We start from the raw sequence: 17,927 nt of genomic DNA, 5'->3' as shown, positions 1-17,927 counted from the left end.
AAGCGGCGGCGCTGAAAAGCCGCCGCCCGCTCACTCCGCCGCGCACACCGCATAGCCGAACGGCGCGAGCGCCACCGCGACGCTGCCGGGCGCGCTCGCCTGCGGCGCACAGGCCCCGGCCAGCGCGCGCCAGCGCACCGAACCGGTCTCCACCGCCACCTGCCCGCGGATCGGATGGGAGGCGGTGTTGAACAGCAGCAGCACCTCGCGCCCGTTTTCGGGATCGAAGCGCGAGGCGGCGAACAGACCGGGCGTCTCGCCCGCCGCGCGCACCACTTGGCGGCCGCGCCGCAGCGCCGGCGTGGCGGTGCGCAGCCGCGCCAGCGCGCCGATCGCGCGGTAGAGCGGATGGGCGGGATCATAATGCGCCACCTCATGGCCCGCGCGCGTGCCGATCAGGGCCTGATCGAGATAGGCGGGCGTGAGGCTGGCGAACTGGTCCTCGCGCGCGAACTGGTCCCCGCCGTGACCGACAAAGCCCTGCTCGTCGCCCGCATAGACGGTGGGCACGCCGCGCAGTGTCAGCATCAGCGCATGGCCGAGCAGGACACGCTCGAGGATCTCGGCATCCGGGGCGAGCGGAAAGGCGCGCCGCACCACCATGGCGAAGCGGCCGGCATCATGGTTGCTGACAAAGGTGGGCTGGATCGCCGCGCCGGCCTCGCCGCCCGCATAGAGGGGATCGAGAAAGAAGAGCCGGGCCAGCGCATCGGTGCCGCCCTCGCCCGCCACGCTCGCCAGCACCGCGTCGCGAAAGCCGAAATCCAGCACCGCCGGCAGGCCATCGACGCGCGTATGCTGCGCGAGCTTGGCGGCATCGGCGGCGGGATCGCCTTCGGTCGCGACCTCGCCGAAAATATGGAAGTGCGGAATGCCGGCGGCGCGGGCGCGCGCCTCCATCGCCGGCACAAAGGCGCGCCAGAAGGCGGGATCGACATGCTGCGCGGTATCGATGCGGAAGCCATCGACATGGAAGCGATCGATCCAGCCGCCATAGATGGCGATCATGCCCGCGATCACGCGCGGATCCTCGGTCATCACGTCATCGAGGCCGCCGAAATCGCCCATGGTCGAGCTTTCGCCCTTGAAGGTCGAGTTGCCGCGATTGTGGTAGAAACGCGGATCGTTGAGCCAGGCGGGGTTCTTGGCCCGCGCCTCGGCCGGCGGCACGAAGGGATGATAGGCATAATCGGGGTTGGTGAGCCGCGCGAAATTGGCCGTGGTGGCGATCGCATCGCCCGCGAAGCCGGCATTGATCGGCCGGCCCTGCACGCCGCCCTCGCGGAGATAGGGATAATCGGCGCGCGATCGATAGGGGCAATCGGGCGTCGCCACGCATTCGCGATATTGGATGATGTCGGCCGTGTGGTTGACGACGATGTCCATATACAGTTTCATGCCGCGCGCGTGCGCGGCCGCGACCAGCCGCGCGAAATCCGCATCCGTGCCGAAATGCGGATCGACATGCTCGAAATCGGTGATCCAATAGCCGTGATAGCCCGCCGATGCGTGATCGCCCGCGCCCTGCACCGTCTTGTTGCGGAAGATGGGCGCGACCCAGAGCGCGGTGGCGCCCAGACCCTGGATATAGTCGAGCCGGTCGATCACGCCCTGAAGATCGCCGCCATGGTAGAAATTGGGTGCGGCGGGATCGAAACCGGTGGCGAGGCGATCGCCCGTGCGCCCGCCCCGGTCATTGGCGGGATCGCCATTGGCGAACCGGTCCGGCAGCAGGAAATAGATGATCTCGTCCTGGGGCAGGCGCGCGCGATAATCGGGCGCGGCTTCGGACGCGGGGGCGGCCGGCGCGGCGGCGGGCGCGAGGCCGGGGGTCGCCAGCGCCAGCAGCGCGAGCAGGAGCGAGGCGGCTTTCATCGTCTCTCCCGGTCAGGCACGATCGGGGCGCCGCACGCGCGACGCCCCGTCGCGGATCAGAATTTGTAGGTGACGCCCACGAAGAAATCGCGGCCATAGCGCTGATAGTCGCGGATCTGGCGCGGATCATTATTGTAGTAGGTGACGAAGGGGCGATCGGTGAGGTTCTTGCCCTGCAGCAGCACCGACAGGCCCTTGAGCGGCCCTTCGCGGAAATCATAGCCGATCTGCGCGTCGAGGATCGCCTCGGCCTTGGCCTGAACCTGGGTCGGATCGGCCGAGAGCCCCTGGATCTCCGCCAGGAACTTGGAGCGGTAGCGATAGTTCAGCCGCGCCTGGAAGCCGTTCTTCTCGTAGAAGGCGGTGAGGCTGTAGACATATTTGGACAGGCCCGGAACGGTGAGGTTCACCGTCGGATTGCTGCTGTAGCGGATCGCGCTGTCCGTGATCGTGCCGGTGGCGAAGACGCCGAAGCCATCCAGATAATGGCTGAGCATCTTGAAGGGCAGCGACACCGTGCCCTCCAGGCCCTGGAGATAGCCCTTGCCGGTGTTGGCCGGCGCGGTGGCGAAGCCGATCTCCTCGCCCGGGGCGAGCAGCGCCTGCTGGGCGGCGGGCAGCAGCGAGACGAATCGCGAATAGTCGAAGGCGAGGCTGTTGTTCGGATCGACGTAATCGGACAGCTTCTTGAAATAACCCGAGAGCGCGACATAGCCGCCACCGGGGAAGTATTTTTCAAGCGAAACGTCGATATTGGTCGACTGATAGGGCTCGAGGTTGAGATTGCCACCCGTCGCCGAGAAGACCGGGAAGAGCGCCGGATTGCCACGCCCGACATTGCTGGTGTTGATCGAGAAGGTCTGGGTGATCTTCTCCTGGTCCATGCGCGGGCGCACCATGGTCTGCGACGCGCCCAGCTTCACATAGGTCGCCTCCAGCAGCTCCACCGAGAAGGAGGCGCTCGGCATCACGTTCCAATAGCTGTGCTTGCCCTGGATGGTGGCGAGCGTGAGCCCCGCGGTGACGGGGTCCAGCCCGGCCTGCACGCCCGTCGAGCTTTGCTGGGTATGGACCGCCTGCACGCCGAGCGAGCCCTTCACCGCCTTGCCGCCGACCTCGCCATCGATGTTCAGCTTGGCATAGCCCGTCCAGACATTCTCGGTGATGGTGAAGCGGCGGCCGAACTCGCCCGGATTGAGGTTGCGCGCCTGCTTGTAGAAGCTGCCGACCAGATCGGTGGGATCATAGGTCAGCATCTGCGGGATGCCGAGATAGCCGAGCGACACCGTATTCTTGAGCAGCGCGCTCGCGGGGATGGCGGCCGAGGTGGGGGTCTGGTCCCGCACCGCGCAGGTGGCGCCGCCGCCCTGCGGGCAGAGGAAATAGGAAGTGAAGTCGTTGGTCTTTTCGCGCCGGCTGTAATTGCCGCCGATCTCCCAGCTCTTCAGCACCGAGCCCTGGATATCGCCGGTCAGCGTGCCGCGCAGCGCCTTGAGATCGTCCTTGAAGCTCGGACGGTTGTAATAGCCGGCCTGGACGATCGCGCCCTGATCCGCCGCAAAGCCCCAGCCCTGCGGATCGGTGCTGCGGAAGAGCGTGGGATCGGCATAGTTGAGCGTCGTGGCGATATTGTAGATGCCGTTGTTCTGGCGCGTGATCGTCAGCGTGTCCGGGATGCCAGACTTGGCGAAGCCGGTGCCGGTGTAGCTTTCGAGCAGGTAATCGGTGCGCTTGGCGTGCGACCAGCTGGCATCGACATTGAGATGCAGCGTATCGGTGAAGCTGAACTGGTTGTTCCAGCCAAGCGAGAAGCTGTTCGCCCGGCGCTTCTGATAATCGTTGCGCTGCACGCCATAGACGTTGGTGAAGGTCGCCTGATCGACAATGCCGTTGCTCGCCGTCGCGCTCACCAGGGTCGGGTTCGAATAGGCGAGCGGAAACTCGATGCCGCGCAGCCGGCGCGTATCGGTGAAGTGCGAATACAGCGCGTCGAAGGTGGAGTGGAAGCGGTCGCTCGGCTGCCATTCCAGCGTGCCGACCACGCCATAGCGGTTCAGCGTCGCCGATTCGACATAGGGCTTGGCGCCGCCGAGGATGAGATCGCCGGCCGCGTCGGTGGGATAGCCCCAGCTATTATAGCGCTCATTCTGCGTCGGCGTGCGGGTGAGCGAGGCGCCCAGCGCGACGCCCAGCGTATCGCCCGCGAACTTGTCCACATAGGTGGCCGATGCGCGATAGCCGTAGCGCGAGCTGTCGGGATTGAGCGCCTTGAGCTGGTTCATCTCGCCGCGCGCGGAGACGACCAGCACGCGCTTGGACTGGGCGAGCGGGCGCAGCATCCGCAGATCGACGGTGCCGGCGATACCGGGCGCGATCAGCGAGGCGTCGGCCGTCTTGTAGACGTTGACGTTCTGGAAGAATTCGGACGGATACTGATCGAATTCGACGCCGCGATTATCGCCCACCGTCACCTGTTCGCGGCCGTTGAGCAAGGTCGTCGAGAAATCGGGGCCGAGGCCGCGGATCGAGAGATTCTGGTCGCGTCCCTCGACGCGCTGCGCCGCCACGCCGGGCAGCCGGGCGAGCGAGTCCGCGATCGAGACGTCGGGCAGCTTGCCGATATCCTCGGCCGAGATGGAATCGACGATCAGCGTCGAGTTGCGCTTGATCCGCGCCGCCGAGGCCAGCGAGGCGCGGATGCCCGTCACCACGATGTCGCCGCCGCCATTGGCCTGCGCGCCCGCCGGCTGGACCGGCGTCTGGCCGTCGGGGCTCGGCACCGGCTCGGTGCTGACCTGGTTGGCGCGCGCGGCGGCCTCGGCAGTGGGATCGGCGGTGACACCGGCGGCGCTGGCGCCGGGCTGCGGCGCAGCGTCTGGCGTCGTCTGGGCGGAAGCGGCGGCGGCGAACAGGCTGCCCGCACCACACAGCGCCACGCTACTTACGCGAACGGCCAGGCGCACGCGCGCCGACATGGACGGAAACCGCATCGGAAACCCCTCTCCTGAATTAGCGGACTCGGAACTCCCGGTCCGCTTTGTGCAAGCGATTGCGCATCTATGTTTCACTGCATTTCGCTGTCAAGCGGGTTGCTGACCTTCAAAATCTCCGGAGAAGACGGACTTAGGTCCGTATCTTTTCTGCAACACCCGGGGTTGCAGAGTGCATTCTGCGCGGTTATCGATTGCGCATCGCCTGCACTCCGTGTGCCTGCGGTACTTCCGGACGGAAACACCCTATAGAGCAGCGGCGGACCGCCTGCCGATCGTCCGGAAGCCAGGGGAGGATATGACCGATCGAGCCAAGACCCTCGCCGATCTGGCGGCGCTGGCCGGCGTCACGCCGGCGACCGTTTCGCGCGCGCTTGCCGGCAATGTCCGGATCAGCGCCGAGACGCGGCAGCGGGTGATCGATCTCGCCGAGCGCCACGGCTTCCAACTCAACCAGACCGCGCGCAACCTGCGGCTGGGGCGCACCCAGGCGATCAGCGTCGTCATCCCGCTCGGCCACCAGAGCGCGCAGCGTGTCTCCGATCCCTTCTACACCGCGCTGATCGGCAACCTGATGGAAGGCCTGGCGCGGCGCGACCACGCCATGCTGCTGTCCGCCGTCACGCCGCACAGCAGCAGCTGGCTGTCCAACATCGCGCGCAGCGGCCGGGTGGATGGCGTGATCGTGCTCTGCCAGTCGGATCAGGATGCGGTGCTGCGCGCCGCCGGCCGCGCCTATCGCCCGCTCGTCGTATGGGGCGAGAATCAGCATGATCTGGACGGCTATTGCTGCGTCGGCACGGATAATCGTGCGGGCGGCCGGATCGCCACCGAGCATCTGCTCGCGCAGGGCCGCCGCAAGATCGCCTTTGCCGGCATGACCGACATTCCCGAGCTGGCGGCGCGCTACCAGGGCTATCTGGAGGCGCATCTCACCGCCGGTGTCCAGCCCGGCCCGCGCATCGCGGTGCCGCTCGCCTTCGAACCATCGGAAATGCTGCTCCACGAGACGATGGCGAGCTATGACGATGTCGATGCCGTGTTCGCCGCCTCGGACATGATCGCGGTGGCGGTGATCAAGGCGCTGCACCATTGCGGGCGCCGCGTGCCCGATCAGGTCTCGGTCGTCGGCTATGACGATGTCAGCCTCGCCTCGCACATGATGCCGGCGCTCACCACCATCCGCCAGGATCTGCGGGTGGCGGCGGAGACGATGCTCGATCTGCTGTTCCGCCGCATCCAGGGCGAGACGCCCGGCTCGGTGGTGATCCCGCTGGAGCTGGTGCGGCGCCAATCGGGGTGACTTGACCGGCCGGCCCAAGCGCCGCATCACTGCGTAAACGTTTACCGTAATTGCTGAAACAATCAAACGCCGGCGCGCAGCATTGCAAGGCGCGACGAACCAAAGGGGAGAGATGGAGATGATCGGACTGCGCGCTTCGGCCGGGATGGCGGCGCTGCTCGCGGGCGTCGCCACGCCGGGCCTGGCCTGGTCGCAACCGGCGGCGCCGGCCGCCGTGGAACGGCCCTCCGCCGCCACCCTCACCCCCCTGCCCCATGGCGTCGAGCTGCGCGAAGGCGATCGGAGGATGCGCGTCGACGCGCTCACCGATCGCATACTGCGCGTGCGGGTGGCGCGCGACGGGCGCTATCCCGAGGATGCGAGCTGGGCGGTGCCCGCCGCGGTGCGCGCGCAGGGCGCCGCCGTCACCGCCGCGCCCGATGGCTTCGCCACCGCCGCGCTGCGCGTGCGGCTGGTCGGCAGCCCGGCGCGGCTGGTGGTGGAGGATCGCGACGGCCATGTCATCTCGGCCGATGCGGACCAGCCGCTGACGCGGGACGGGCGCGGCTTCACGCTCCGCAAGGCGCTGCCGCAGGGCGAGCATATCTTCGGCCTGGGCGACAAGACCGGCAGCGATTTCGATCGGCGCGGCAACAGCTATGTCGATTGGAACACCGACGCCTTCGGCTTCACCAGCAGCCAGGATCCGATCTACAAGTCGATCCCCTTCTTCATCGGCGTCGGCGGCGCGGGCGGCAGCTACGGCCTGCTGCTCGACAATAGCTGGCGCGCCTTTTTCGATTTCGGTCATCGCGACGCGGACACCATCGCGCTCGGCGCGCCCGATGGGCCGATCGACTATTATCTCATCGCCGGCCCGAGCACCGCCGATGTGGTGCGCGGCTATGCGGCGCTGACCGGCCCGTCGCCGATGCCGCCGCTCTGGGCGCTCGGCTATCAGCAATCCCGCTATTCCTACATGAGCGCGGCGGAAGTGCGCACGCTGGCGGCGCGGCTGCGCGCCGAGCGCGTGCCCACGGACGTGATTTGGCTCGACATCGATTTCCAGGACCGCAACCGCCCCTTCACCGTCAACAGCCAGGCCTTTCCGGATTTCGCCGGCCTCATCCACGATATGGGCGCGGAAGGGCTCAAGATCGTGGCGATCACCGATCTCCACATCCCGGCCCTGCCGGGCGCCGGCTATGCGCCCTATGAGAGCGGGCTGGCCGGGCATCATTTCGTCCGCAAGCCTGATGGCTCGCTCTATGTCGCGCCGGTCTGGCCAGGCCCCTCGGTCTTTCCCGATTTCACCGAAACCAGCGCGCGGCGCTGGTGGGGCACGCTGTTCAAGCCCTTCGTCGCCGATGGCGTGGCGGGCTTCTGGAACGACATGAACGAGCCGGCGATCTTCGAGACGCCGACCAAGACGATGCCGCTCGACACGGTGCACCGCGTCGCCAGCGACGATTTCGCCCCGCGCGACGCCAGCCATGCCGAGATCCACAATGTCTTCGGCATGGAGAATAGCCGCGCCACCTATGAGGGGCTGCTCGCGCTGCGCCCCGACGAACGGCCCTTCGTGATGACGCGCGCCAGCTATGCCGGCGGCCAGCGCTACGCGGTGACGTGGACGGGCGATAATCTCTCCACCTGGGATCATCTTCGGCTCTCGGTGCACCAGCTCGTCAATCTCGGCCTGTCGGGCTTCGCCTATGGCGCGGCCGATGTCGGCGGCTTCGCGGGCGGCCCGAGCGCGGACCTGCTCACGCGCTGGTTCGAGATCGGCGCCTTCACCCCCGTGTTCCGCGATCACAGCGCCAAGGGCACGCCGCGCGCCGAACCCTGGGTGGATGGCCCCGCGCACCTCGCCATCCGCCGCCGCTTCGTCGAGACGCGCTACCGGCTGATGCCCTATCTCTACGCGCTGGCCGACCAGACCGCGCGCACCGGCGACCCGATCATGCGGCCGGTCTTCTACGATTATCCCGAAGCGCTCAACGCCAGCTGCGATCAGTCGATGAGCTTTACGCTCGGCAAGGCGCTGCTGGTGGCGGCGCCGCCCAAGATGGAGTCGCCGCAAAGCTACGATGTCTGCCTGCCGGCGGGCGGCTGGTATGATTTCTGGACGGGCCAGCCCGTCGCGGGACGCACCACCGATGGCGCCGACCAGCCGATCCAGTCCGCCACCCAGGCGGCGGCCGGGCCGCGCACCGCCAGCCTGCGGCTTACCGAGCAGCCCCGGCTGGATCGTCTTCCCGTCTTCGTGCGCGCCGGCACCATTCTCCCGCGCCAGCCGCTGGTGCAGAGCCTGTCCGAAACCCCGCAGGGGCCGCTGGCGCTCGATGTCTATCCGGGCGACGACTGCGCGGGCGTGCTGTACGCCGATGACGGCCACAGCCTCGGCTATCGGCGCGGCGCCTTTCTTCGCCAGACGGTCCGCTGCACCGTGACGCCGACCGGGCTCAGCATCCGCTTCGCCGCGCGCGAAGGCCGGTTCACGCCCTGGTGGCGCGATATCGCGATCACCGTCCATGGCTGGCAAGGCGGCGGCGAGGCCCGGCTGGAGGGTCGGCGTATCGCGACGCAGGGCGATGCCGGCGCCGGCACGCTCACCTTCACCCTCCCCGCCCCGCGCGGCGCGGCGACGCTGACGCTGGCGCGGAACTAGGCCGTAAACGCTGCCGTCGCGATCATCGGGCCGGTGGCTTGCAGATCGCGACGGCCCGGCGGGTTACGGTGCCGAGCCCGGCGTCGAACTGCTGATCATCCGTAAGCCTCCCCGTCACCCGATCGAAAAGGAGATGCCGCGCCTGGCCGCCGCTCGCCATGTCGGACAGCTTCAGCGGCGATGATGCGGCATCGGCAATCGGATAGGTCTGCGCCTTGGTGCAGGATCCGTAACAATAGGTCCCGGCCGCCAAATCGGCTTTAAAGCTAAGAGCGTAGGGAATGGTTCGGGGGGCGCCATTCCCGATCTTCACGGTTTCCGTGCCATGGCAATCCTCCAGGATCGGCTGTGCCGCCAGGGGCGCCATCGCGGCAAATTGGGCGACGACCAGCGGAACCAGAAGAGTCGTTTTTGGCATCATGGCGCGTCGCTCCTTGTCCATCGCGCGGACCAGGACCCGGCCTGAGCCTATCGCAGCTTTGAGCGGATGCAATGCGGATGCGGCCGCGTTCGGGGGGCCTTCAGCGCCGTGAAGGGCGATCGCGCAGATCGCCTTGATCGCCCTCGTCGCCGTGGCCGATCTCCTGTCGTATCTCGATGCTGTGCCGAGCCCGTGCCCGGGCAGGATCGCACATGCCGAAGCCGGCCTCAATGCCGGTGACGATCCCGCGCGCGCGTCTTTTGCGACGCGCGAACGCCTGTGTTCTCGCGATGACGAGCGGGAGCCCCAGCACGATGATGAGGCCGACCACGGCCGAGATCGCCCATCGCATCCGCACCTCTCCGTCTCGCCTACCCCCTACTAGGCGCACCAGCGCTGGCAATCCACGGCCGGACGAGGGCGCCGACGCGGGCGCAGCACCGTGACATTCGCCGCGCTTGCCGCCAGGATGCGCGCGGGCACGCAACAAGGGATGGGCGATGACGCGCAATAAGCTTCTGGTTTCTGCGGCTTTTCTGATCGGGAGCATGGCCGGCGCCCAGCCGCCCGCGCCGGCGCCGCATATGCGCGCCGCGCCCGCGGTGGTGGCGGTGGATCCGCGCGTGGCGGCCTTGCGCGATGCGGCGCTGAACGACACGCTCGCCTGGGATCTGGTGGAAGGTCTCACCACCGAGATCGGGCCGCGCATGGACGGCAGCGCGGCCGAGGCGCGCGCGCGCGATTGGGCGGTGGCGCGGCTCACCGCGCTCGGCTTCCGCAACGTCCATGTCGAAGCCTATGATCTGCCGGTCTGGACGCGCGGCGCCGAAAGCGCGGCGGTGATCAGCCCCTATCCGCAGCCGCTGCGCATCGTCGGCCTCGGCAATTCGGGCGCGACGCCGCCGCAGGGGCTGACCGCGCCGATCGTCTTCTTCGCCAGCTATGCCGATCTGGCAGAGGCGCCACAGGCCAGCCTCAAGGGCAAGATCGCCTTCGTCTCCAATGCCATGCAGCCGACGCAGGATGGCTCGAGCTATGGCAGCGCGGGGGCTGCGCGCTTCGTCGGGCCGGCGATGGCGGCGGCCAAGGGCGCGGCGGCGATCCTGATCCGCTCGATCGGCACCGATCATGGCCGCGGCCCGCATGCCGGCGTCACCAATTTCCCCCAGGGCGTGACGCCGATCCCGGCGGCGGCGCTCTCGGTGGCGGATGCCGAGAATCTCGAGCGGATGGTCAAGCGCGGCGGCGAGGTGCGCGTGCATCTGCTGCTCGACGATCATCAGATCGGCCAGCGCCGCTCGGGCAATGTCGTGGCGGACGTGCCCGGCACCGATCCCGCCGCCGGCATCGTGCTGATCGGCGGCCATCTCGACAGCTGGGATCTCGGCACCGGCGCGATCGACGATGGCGCCGGCGTCGCCATCACCGCCGCCGCCGCCAAGCGCCTGCTCGACAGCGGCGCGCATCGCCGCACCGTCCGGCTCGTCTGGTTCGGCGACGAGGAGACTGGCGGCTATGGCGGCGAAGCCTATGCCCGCGCGCATCGCGGCGAGCTGCATGTCGTCGCCGCGGAAAGCGATTTCGGCGCGGATCGGGTCTGGCGCGTGCAGACGGGCTTCACCGGCGCGGCGGCGCCCGTGGGCGATCGCCTCGCCGCCGCGCTGGCGCCGCTCGGCGTCGTGCCGGGCGCGGGCGCGGTGCATGGCGGCACCGATGTCGAGCCGACGATCGCGGCCGGCGCCACCGGGGTCGATCTCAACCAGTCGGGCCTGCGCTATTTCGACTGGCACCACACGCCCGAGGACACGCTCGACCGGATCGATCCCGAGCAGCTGCGCCAGAATGTCGCCGCCTGGACGACGATGCTGGCGGTGGTGGCCGACGCGCCCGAGCCGCTCGCCCCCGCCGGCGGCACCCACTGAGGCTTGCCCCCGTCCCGTCGCCGCGGCAGGAGCGGCGGCGGGAGGGCAGGCGCGGATGGCCGAACGCACGCACGATTATGCGGTCACGATCAGCTGGACGGGCAATCAGGGCACGGGCACGTCGGGCCCGCGCGCCTATGCGCGCGCGCACAGCATCACCGCGCCGGGCAAGCCCGCCATCCCGGGCTCGTCCGATCCGGCCTTTGCGGGCGATCCGACGCGCTGGAACCCCGAGGAGCTGCTGCTCGCCGCCGTGGCGGCCTGTCACAAGCTCTGGTATCTCGGCCTGTGCGCCGGCCAGGGCGTGATCGTGCTCGACTATCGCGACACGGCCGAGGCGCGCATGATCGAGGAGGCCGATGGCGGCGGCCAGTTCGTCGGCGCGGTGCTGCGCCCCGCCATCACGCTGGCGCCGGGCAGCGATCTGTCGCACGCCGCCGCGCTGCACGCGGAGGCGCACCGGCTCTGCTTCATCGCCCGCTCGCTGGCCTTCCCCGTCACCGTGGAGCCCGAGATCCGCCTCGCCACGGCCTGACCGGCCGGCGCTATTCCTTGGGCTGGCCCTCGCCCTGCCAATGCGGGGTGAAGCGCCCATTGGCGAGCGTCTGCACCGGCCCGACCAGCGACTGGATGGCGCGGGTCATGAACGGAAAGTCGATATGGGCGAGATCGTCGGTCGGCTGGTGGTAGGTCGGCACCACCGCCCAGCCCGACAGAGTGTGCGCCACCACCCCCTTGAGCGCGAGCGCGTAATTGTCGGAGCGCTCGAAGAAATGCTCCTCCGGATAGGGATCGGGCGCAATCAGCGCGCCGCCCGCCTTGAGCGCCGCGCCCAGATCGGAGCGGGGAAAGCCCGTCATCATCAGCGCGCCAGCCGGCAGGCGCGGATCCTGCGCGCCGATCATCTCGAACTCGATATTGGCGACGAGGCTGGTCAGCGGCACCGGGGGATGCGCGCCGAAATAGCGCGAGCCATAGGTGCCCGCCTCCTCGCTGCCATAGGCGACGAACAACAGGCCGCGCCGGTGCGGCCCGGTGGCGGCGAGCGCGCGCGCCAGCTCCATCACGGCGGTGGTGCCCGATGCATCGTCATTGGCGCCGTGGAAGATGGTGCCGTCCGCGCGCTGGCCGAGATGATCGAGATGCGCGCTGAGCAGGATTACGCCGGCCTGCGGATCGGTGCCCGGCAGATAGCCGATCGCGTTGCTGGTGCTGCCCGGATCGCGCGCCACCGTCACGTCCAGCCGGGCGATCGCGCCCGCGCCGGCGCGCAGCGCCGCGAAGCCCGCCGCGTCGAGCGTGGCGAAGGCGGTGCGCCGCGCCGGCGGATCGCCCGCGACATAGCTCGGCATGGCCGGCGCCGGATCCAGGCTGGCGCGCCACGCCGCGCTGGCCGCGCTCGCCTCAATCACCACCAGCCCGATATGTTTGGCCCGGGCGGCGCGGAACAGGGCGGCCGGCTCCACGCGCGGCGCCGCGACGGCGACGATCGGCGCGTCCTCGGGCAGATCGGCGGGATCGCCCGAGGCGACCAGCGCGACCTTGCCCTCGATCGGGCCGAGCGGCCCCACCACCAGCGTCGGCGCGGGCAGCGCGCGGCCGGCCAGGCTGAGCCGCGGCGCCCCTTCGACGCGCGTATGGATCAGCGGCGCGGTCTGGACATAGCCCGTCAGGCCGGGCGCGGGCTTGAGGCCGAACGCCTCGAACTGGCTGCCCACATAGGCGGCGGCGATCGCCTCGTCGCGGGTGAAGCTGCCGCGCCCGCGCAGCGCATCGCTGGCGAGGAAACTCTCCTCGGCATGCACCCAGGCGGGATTGACAATCCAGCCCGGCTTGGGCGCGGCGCTCGCCATGGCCGCGCCCGCCAGCAACGCCAGGCCGATCCCCGTCTTCCGCATCGCGCGCTCTCCTTGATACCGGCGCCCTAGCTGCCCAAGCCGGGGCGCGGACACAAGCGGAGAAAGCCGGTCAGGCCGCCCGGCGTGCGGCCGGGGCCGGGGCCAGCGCGGCGGCGAAGGCGGCGAGCGCGTCGTCCAGCGGCGGCAGCGGTGCGCCCCGCCGGCTGGCGAGCGGCGCGCCCGCCGGCGCGGGCGCGGCGGTGGCGCGCACCAGCGCCGGATCGGCGCCCGTCGCCCGCGCCAGCCGGCGCCCCAGCCCGGCCCAGCTCAGCGCCGGCGCATGGCACAGATGCCAGCTGCCGCCGGCGTCGTCCTCCAGCAGGTCGAGCGCGGTGCGCACCAGATCGGGAAGGTGCGCGGGGCTCACCAGACCGCTGTCGCTGAGCGCCACGGCGGCGCCGTCGCGCAGCGCGCCCAGCCAGGCGGGCGGCGCGGCGGGATCGAGCAGCGGGCCGTGGCGGATGCGCAGATGCTGGCCGGCCAGACGGGCGACGCGGCGGTCGATCTCGGCGTGGAGCGCGCCATAGCGGGTGGCGGGCCGGGGCCGGGCCTGCTCGTCGCACGCCTCGGCCGCGTCGGCGACGGGGGCGAAGACGAGATCGGTGGTGAAGCTCAGGCTCGGCACGCCGCGCGCGGCGGCCCGCGCCAGCCGATCGGCGGCGGCGGCGGCGCACGCCACCAGGGCGGCGGGTGCGAGCCCTTCGGCCGCGCCGACCCCCGCCGCCGCCGGGCTCGCGTCGATCAGCGCCAGCGGCGATGGCGAGGCGGCGAGCGCGGCATCGAGATCCGCCGTCGCGATGGCGGTGACGGCAAGACCGCGCACCGCGCAGGCGGTGCGGATCGCGCGTCCGATCGCGCTGTCGCCGCCCAGCAGCAGCATCGGCGGGGGCGCCGGACGCGGTGCAGGCGGCCGATGCTCGGCGAGCGGCGCCGGGCGCGGCACGGGCGGATGTTCCAGCCGCAGCGGGCGGCGCCACCAGCCGGCGCCGCCCGCCAGCGGCGGCGGCGCCGCGCCCTCCGCCAGGGCGCGCACCAGCCCCGCCAGCGCGGTCGGCCGGGGCGTGCCGCCGCTCAGGTCGAACACGCCCGGCTCGTAGAGGCCGGGGCTGGTGAGCAGCGTGTTCCAGCCATGGCTGCCGAGCAGCGACCAGACGGTGACGGCCCGCACATCCACCCCGGCGCCGCGCAGCCGGACGGCGCTGTCCCACGCCTCCACCAGCCAGCGCAGCTGCTCCTCGCGGGTGCAGCCATTATGCGCCTCGGTGATGGCGAGCGGAATGCCGTAGCGCGCCCAGGCCTCGCCGAGCGCGCCCGCAAGCCCCGGCGGCGCCGGTTCCAGCACGCGGATGGCCTCGACATCGGCATAGCGATGCGTGTCGCTGCCGCCATGGCTGCGCGCCGGATAGCGATGCAGCCGGTGATCGAGGAAGCGGTCGCTGGTGAGATAATGGTTGATGCCGATCAGATCGGGCGGGCAGGGATCGTCGGCGATGGCCGCGAGCCGCGAGGCCAGGCCGTAGCGCGCCAGCCGCGCCCAGAGCGGATGATCCTTCGTCACCCGGCCGGTCAGCAGATCCCAGCTCGCCCAGCGGCGCAGATTGTCGAACGCGGCCTGGTCGCGCAGCGCGGCGGTGGCGTAGGTCCGGCCGAGATCGTCGGTCTGGATCAGCCGCGCGCGCGGGTTGATGGCGCGCACGGCGCGCATCGCCAGCCGCACGCCGTCGATCTGGTTGAGCAGCGCGCGCCAGAACTCCGGCTCGGCGCGCGCGTGCGGATACCAATGGCCGTAGAGCGCGGAGAAGCGCGCGGTGGTGAGCGGCTCGTTGACCGGCGTCCAGTCGCCGATCTCGGGATAGCGTTCGGCGACCGCGCGGGCATGGCGCGCCAGCCCGGCGGCGAAGCCGGCATCGTCGAGCAGGCTGGTGTAGCGCGGCCCGCTGCCATGATGGACCAGCCCGGCAATGACGCGGACGCCCCGTCGCGCCAGCGCCGCCATCGCCGCATCCGCCCAGCGCCAGTCGCAGGCATCGGGGCGCGCGGGGGCGATGCGTTCCCAGAGCAAGGGGTAGCGCAGCGTGCGCAGGCCCAAATCGGCGAAGCGGTCGATATCGTCCAGCCGGCGATCATGGCCGCTGCGCGCGAACTGATCCGAAAAGCCGTCGCCCACCCGGTTGATGGTGCATTCCGGGCCGCCCCAAAGCTCCACCGCCTCGTGCACGCTCACCTCCGCCGGGCTGATCCGATCGCGTGGCGGCCAACGGCCCGGCCCGCCGGCGGTTGCATTTCGAGCCCCTGCCGATCAGGCATAAACCCTTGTTAGACAACTACTTACCCTATGTTAGCCGCGAAACCAGCAGGGTCGTTTCGGGTTATTGAGACATTCATCTACCAGCAAGGTCAGCGCCCATGGTCCAGCCGCCGCACGCCCCCTCCGCCACGCCGAGCGGGGAGGCGGACGCCGCCGCGCCGACGCTGCTCTGCTTCAGCCATCTGCGCTGGGCCTTTGTGTTCCAGCGGCCGCAGCATCTGATAATGCGTTTCGCGCGGACGCGCCGCACCTGGTTCTGGGAAGAGCCGCGCCGCATCGAGGGATTGGCCGAGGCCCGGCTCGATCGCCAGACCTGCGCCGAGACCGGCGTCACCATCCTCACCCCCGAACTCCCCGCCGAGGCCGATCCGACACGCGAGACGGACATGCTCAAGGCGCTGCTCGACGCGCTCGTCGCCACCGCCTCCGGCCCGCTGATCCGCTGGTATTACACGCCGATGATGCTGCCCTTCTCGGCCCATGTCGCGGCGGACTGCGTCGTCTATGATTGCATGGACGAGCTCGCCAATTTCGATCACGCGCCGCCCGAGCTGCTGCCGCTCGAGGAGCGGCTGATCGCGCAGGCGGATCTCGTCTTCACCGGCGGCTACAGCCTGTACGAAGCCAAGCGCGATCGCCATCCTGCCGTCCATCCCTTTCCGTCGAGCGTCGACGCCGCGCATTTCGCCAAGGCGCGCGCGCCCGGCGCCGAGCCCGCCGACCAGGCGGCCATTCCGGGGCCGCGCCTCGGCTTCTACGGGGTGATCGACGAGCGCATGGATCTGGCGCTGCTCGATGCGGTCGCCGCCGCGCGGCCGGACTGGTCGCTGGTCATCATCGGCCCGGTGGTGAAGATCAGCGAGGCCGATCTGCCGCGCCGGCCCAACATCCATTATCTGGGCGGCAAGAGCTACGCCGCCCTGCCCGACTATCTGCGCGGCTGGGACGTGGCGCTGATGCCCTTCGCGATCAACGCCGCGACCCGCTTCATCAGCCCCACCAAGACGCCCGAATATCTCGCCGCCGGCCGGCCCGTCGTCTCCACGCCGATCACCGACGTGGTGCGCCATTACGGCGCGCTCGAGGCGGTGGAGATCGCCGACACGGCCGATGCCTTCGTCGCCGCCTGCGCGGCGTCGCTCGCGCGCGCGGCCGATCCCGGCGGCGCGTGGCGCGCGGCGGTGGCGGACAGCCTCGCCACCCTCTCCTGGGACCGGAGCTTCGCGGCGATGGAGGCGCTGATCGCCGAAGCGACGGCGCGCGGCGCGCATGTCCAGCCGATCGTCTCCCCCACCGCCGGAGGCGCGCCGGCGCCGCGCCATTATGACGTGATGGTGGTGGGCGCGGGCTTCGCCGGCGCGGTGATGGCCGAGCGGCTGGCGCGCGAAAGCGGCAAGCGCGTGCTGGTGGTGGACCGCCGCCCGCACATCGCGGGCAACGCCTTCGACCATGAGGACGAAGCCGGCATCCTCATCCATCAATATGGGCCGCACATCTTTCACACCAATTCGGCCGAGATCTTCGACTATCTCTCGCGCTTCACGGAGTGGCGCCCCTATGCGCACCGCGTGCTCGCCGATGTGAACGGCCTGCTGGTGCCGATGCCGATCAACCGCACCACGCTCAATCGCCTCTATGGCCTGGACCTGGACAGCGACGAGGCCGCCGCCGCCTTTCTCGCCAGCCGTGCCGAGCCGGTGGAGGTGGTGCGCAGCTCGGCCGATGTCGTGATCTCGGCGGTCGGCCGCGAACTTTATGAAACCTTCTTCCAGGGCTATACCCGCAAGCAATGGGGCATGGACCCGTCCGAGCTCGACAAATCGGTGACGGCGCGGGTGCCGACCCGCACCAATTGCGACGATCGCTATTTCACCGATCAGTATCAGGCGATGCCGGCCAAGGGCTTCACCCACATGTTCGCGCGCATGCTCGATCATCCCAATATCGATCTGCTGCTCGGCGTCGACTATGCCGAGGCGCGCGAGGCCTATCCGCACGATCACCTGGTCTTCACCGGGCCGATCGACGAATATTTCGGCTATCGCTTCGGCAAGCTGCCCTACCGGTCGCTGCGCTTCCAGCACGAGACGGTGGACCGCGAATGGGTGCAGGAGGTGGCGGTCATCAACCACCCCGCGCCCGACACGCCCTATACCCGCGTGACCGAATATAAGCATCTCACCGGCCAGAGCGCGCCGCGATCCAGCATCACCTACGAATATCCGAGCGCCGAGGGCGATCCCTATTATCCCATTCCGCGCGCCGAGAACCAGGCGCTGTTCAAGCGCTACGAGGCGCTCGCGCTGGCGCAGGCGGATGTCACCTTCGTCGGGCGGCTGGCCACCTATCGCTATTACAATATGGATCAGGTGGTGGGCCAGGCGCTCGCCGCGCATCGGCGGCTGGCGGCGCGCTGGGCGGCGGCGGGAGAGGCGCGGGTGCGGCCGGCGGCGGTCACCGCGCCTGCGGCCGCCGCGGGCCCCGCGGGCAAGATCGAGGCGGACGGCCCGCTCCGCGCCTCGGCGGCCTGAGCGCGCGCCGCGCCGGCCGGCGCGGCGCC

General features: G+C 70.0%; 11 protein-coding genes. 5 read left to right on the top strand and 6 right to left on the bottom strand.

Going from position 1 to position 17,927, the window contains the following annotated elements; all coding sequences use genetic code 11:
* Positions 1 to 30: 30 nt before the first annotated feature.
* Entirely contained in the window at positions 31 to 1,875 is a 1,845-nt protein-coding gene (locus LHA26_RS17695) for an alpha-amylase family glycosyl hydrolase (protein WP_252168820.1), read from the bottom strand.
* A 56-nt stretch (positions 1,876 to 1,931) separates the two neighbouring features.
* Entirely contained in the window at positions 1,932 to 4,865 is a 2,934-nt protein-coding gene (locus LHA26_RS17690; RefSeq protein WP_252168819.1) for a TonB-dependent receptor, read from the bottom strand.
* Positions 4,866 to 5,163: 298 nt separating this feature from the next.
* Here LHA26_RS17690 and LHA26_RS17685 point away from each other — a divergent pair, with 298 nt between their 5' ends.
* Complete coding sequence (locus LHA26_RS17685; RefSeq protein ID WP_252168818.1) at positions 5,164 to 6,168, top strand: LacI family DNA-binding transcriptional regulator; 1,005 nt, start codon at positions 5,164 to 5,166, stop codon at positions 6,166 to 6,168.
* A gap of 112 nt (positions 6,169 to 6,280) precedes the next feature.
* Entirely contained in the window at positions 6,281 to 8,818 is a 2,538-nt protein-coding gene (locus tag LHA26_RS17680; RefSeq protein ID WP_252168817.1) for a glycoside hydrolase family 31 protein, read from the top strand.
* A 22-nt stretch (positions 8,819 to 8,840) separates the two neighbouring features.
* Here the strand turns inward: LHA26_RS17680 and LHA26_RS17675 are convergent, their stop codons facing one another.
* Both LHA26_RS17675 and LHA26_RS17670 read right to left on the bottom strand, forming a co-directional pair.
* Positions 8,841 to 9,239 carry a hypothetical protein gene (locus LHA26_RS17675; protein ID WP_252168816.1) on the bottom strand — a complete coding sequence of 133 codons (399 nt, stop codon included), beginning with the start codon at positions 9,237 to 9,239 and terminating at the stop codon, positions 8,841 to 8,843.
* A 100-nt stretch (positions 9,240 to 9,339) separates the two neighbouring features.
* The gene (locus tag LHA26_RS17670) at positions 9,340 to 9,591 is read right to left on the bottom strand and encodes a hypothetical protein (protein ID WP_252168815.1); all 252 of its coding nucleotides are present in this window, start codon (positions 9,589 to 9,591) and stop codon (positions 9,340 to 9,342) included.
* Between the two features lie 148 nt (positions 9,592 to 9,739).
* On the opposite strand from LHA26_RS17670, the gene LHA26_RS17665 reads away from it, so the two are divergent.
* Positions 9,740 to 11,161: a M20/M25/M40 family metallo-hydrolase gene (locus LHA26_RS17665; protein WP_437441271.1), complete on the top strand. Its 1,422-nt coding sequence runs from the start codon at positions 9,740 to 9,742 to the stop codon at positions 11,159 to 11,161.
* Positions 11,162 to 11,216: 55 nt separating this feature from the next.
* Positions 11,217 to 11,696 (top strand): OsmC family protein, encoded by a 480-nt coding sequence (locus tag LHA26_RS17660; RefSeq protein ID WP_252168814.1) that lies wholly within the window; start codon positions 11,217 to 11,219, stop codon positions 11,694 to 11,696.
* A gap of 10 nt (positions 11,697 to 11,706) precedes the next feature.
* Here LHA26_RS17660 and LHA26_RS17655 read toward each other — a convergent pair whose 3' ends face one another.
* Positions 11,707 to 13,059: a M28 family metallopeptidase gene (locus tag LHA26_RS17655; protein WP_252168813.1), complete on the bottom strand. Its 1,353-nt coding sequence runs from the start codon at positions 13,057 to 13,059 to the stop codon at positions 11,707 to 11,709.
* Positions 13,060 to 13,129: 70 nt separating this feature from the next.
* A complete protein-coding gene (locus tag LHA26_RS17650; protein ID WP_252168812.1) occupies positions 13,130 to 15,277 on the bottom strand; it encodes a sugar nucleotide-binding protein in 2,148 nt (715 codons plus the stop codon).
* A gap of 188 nt (positions 15,278 to 15,465) precedes the next feature.
* On the opposite strand from LHA26_RS17650, the gene glf reads away from it, so the two are divergent.
* Positions 15,466 to 17,898, top strand: a complete 2,433-nt coding sequence (glf, locus tag LHA26_RS17645; RefSeq protein WP_252168811.1) for a UDP-galactopyranose mutase — start codon at positions 15,466 to 15,468, stop codon at positions 17,896 to 17,898.
* The last annotated feature ends 29 nt before the right edge of the window (positions 17,899 to 17,927 follow it).

It is taken from the genome of Sphingomonas morindae (assembly GCF_023822065.1).
Classification (GTDB): domain Bacteria; phylum Pseudomonadota; class Alphaproteobacteria; order Sphingomonadales; family Sphingomonadaceae; genus Solisphingomonas; species Solisphingomonas morindae.
The sequence above is the reverse complement of the archived record's forward strand: the minus strand, read 5'-3'. Positions and strand labels throughout refer to the sequence as shown.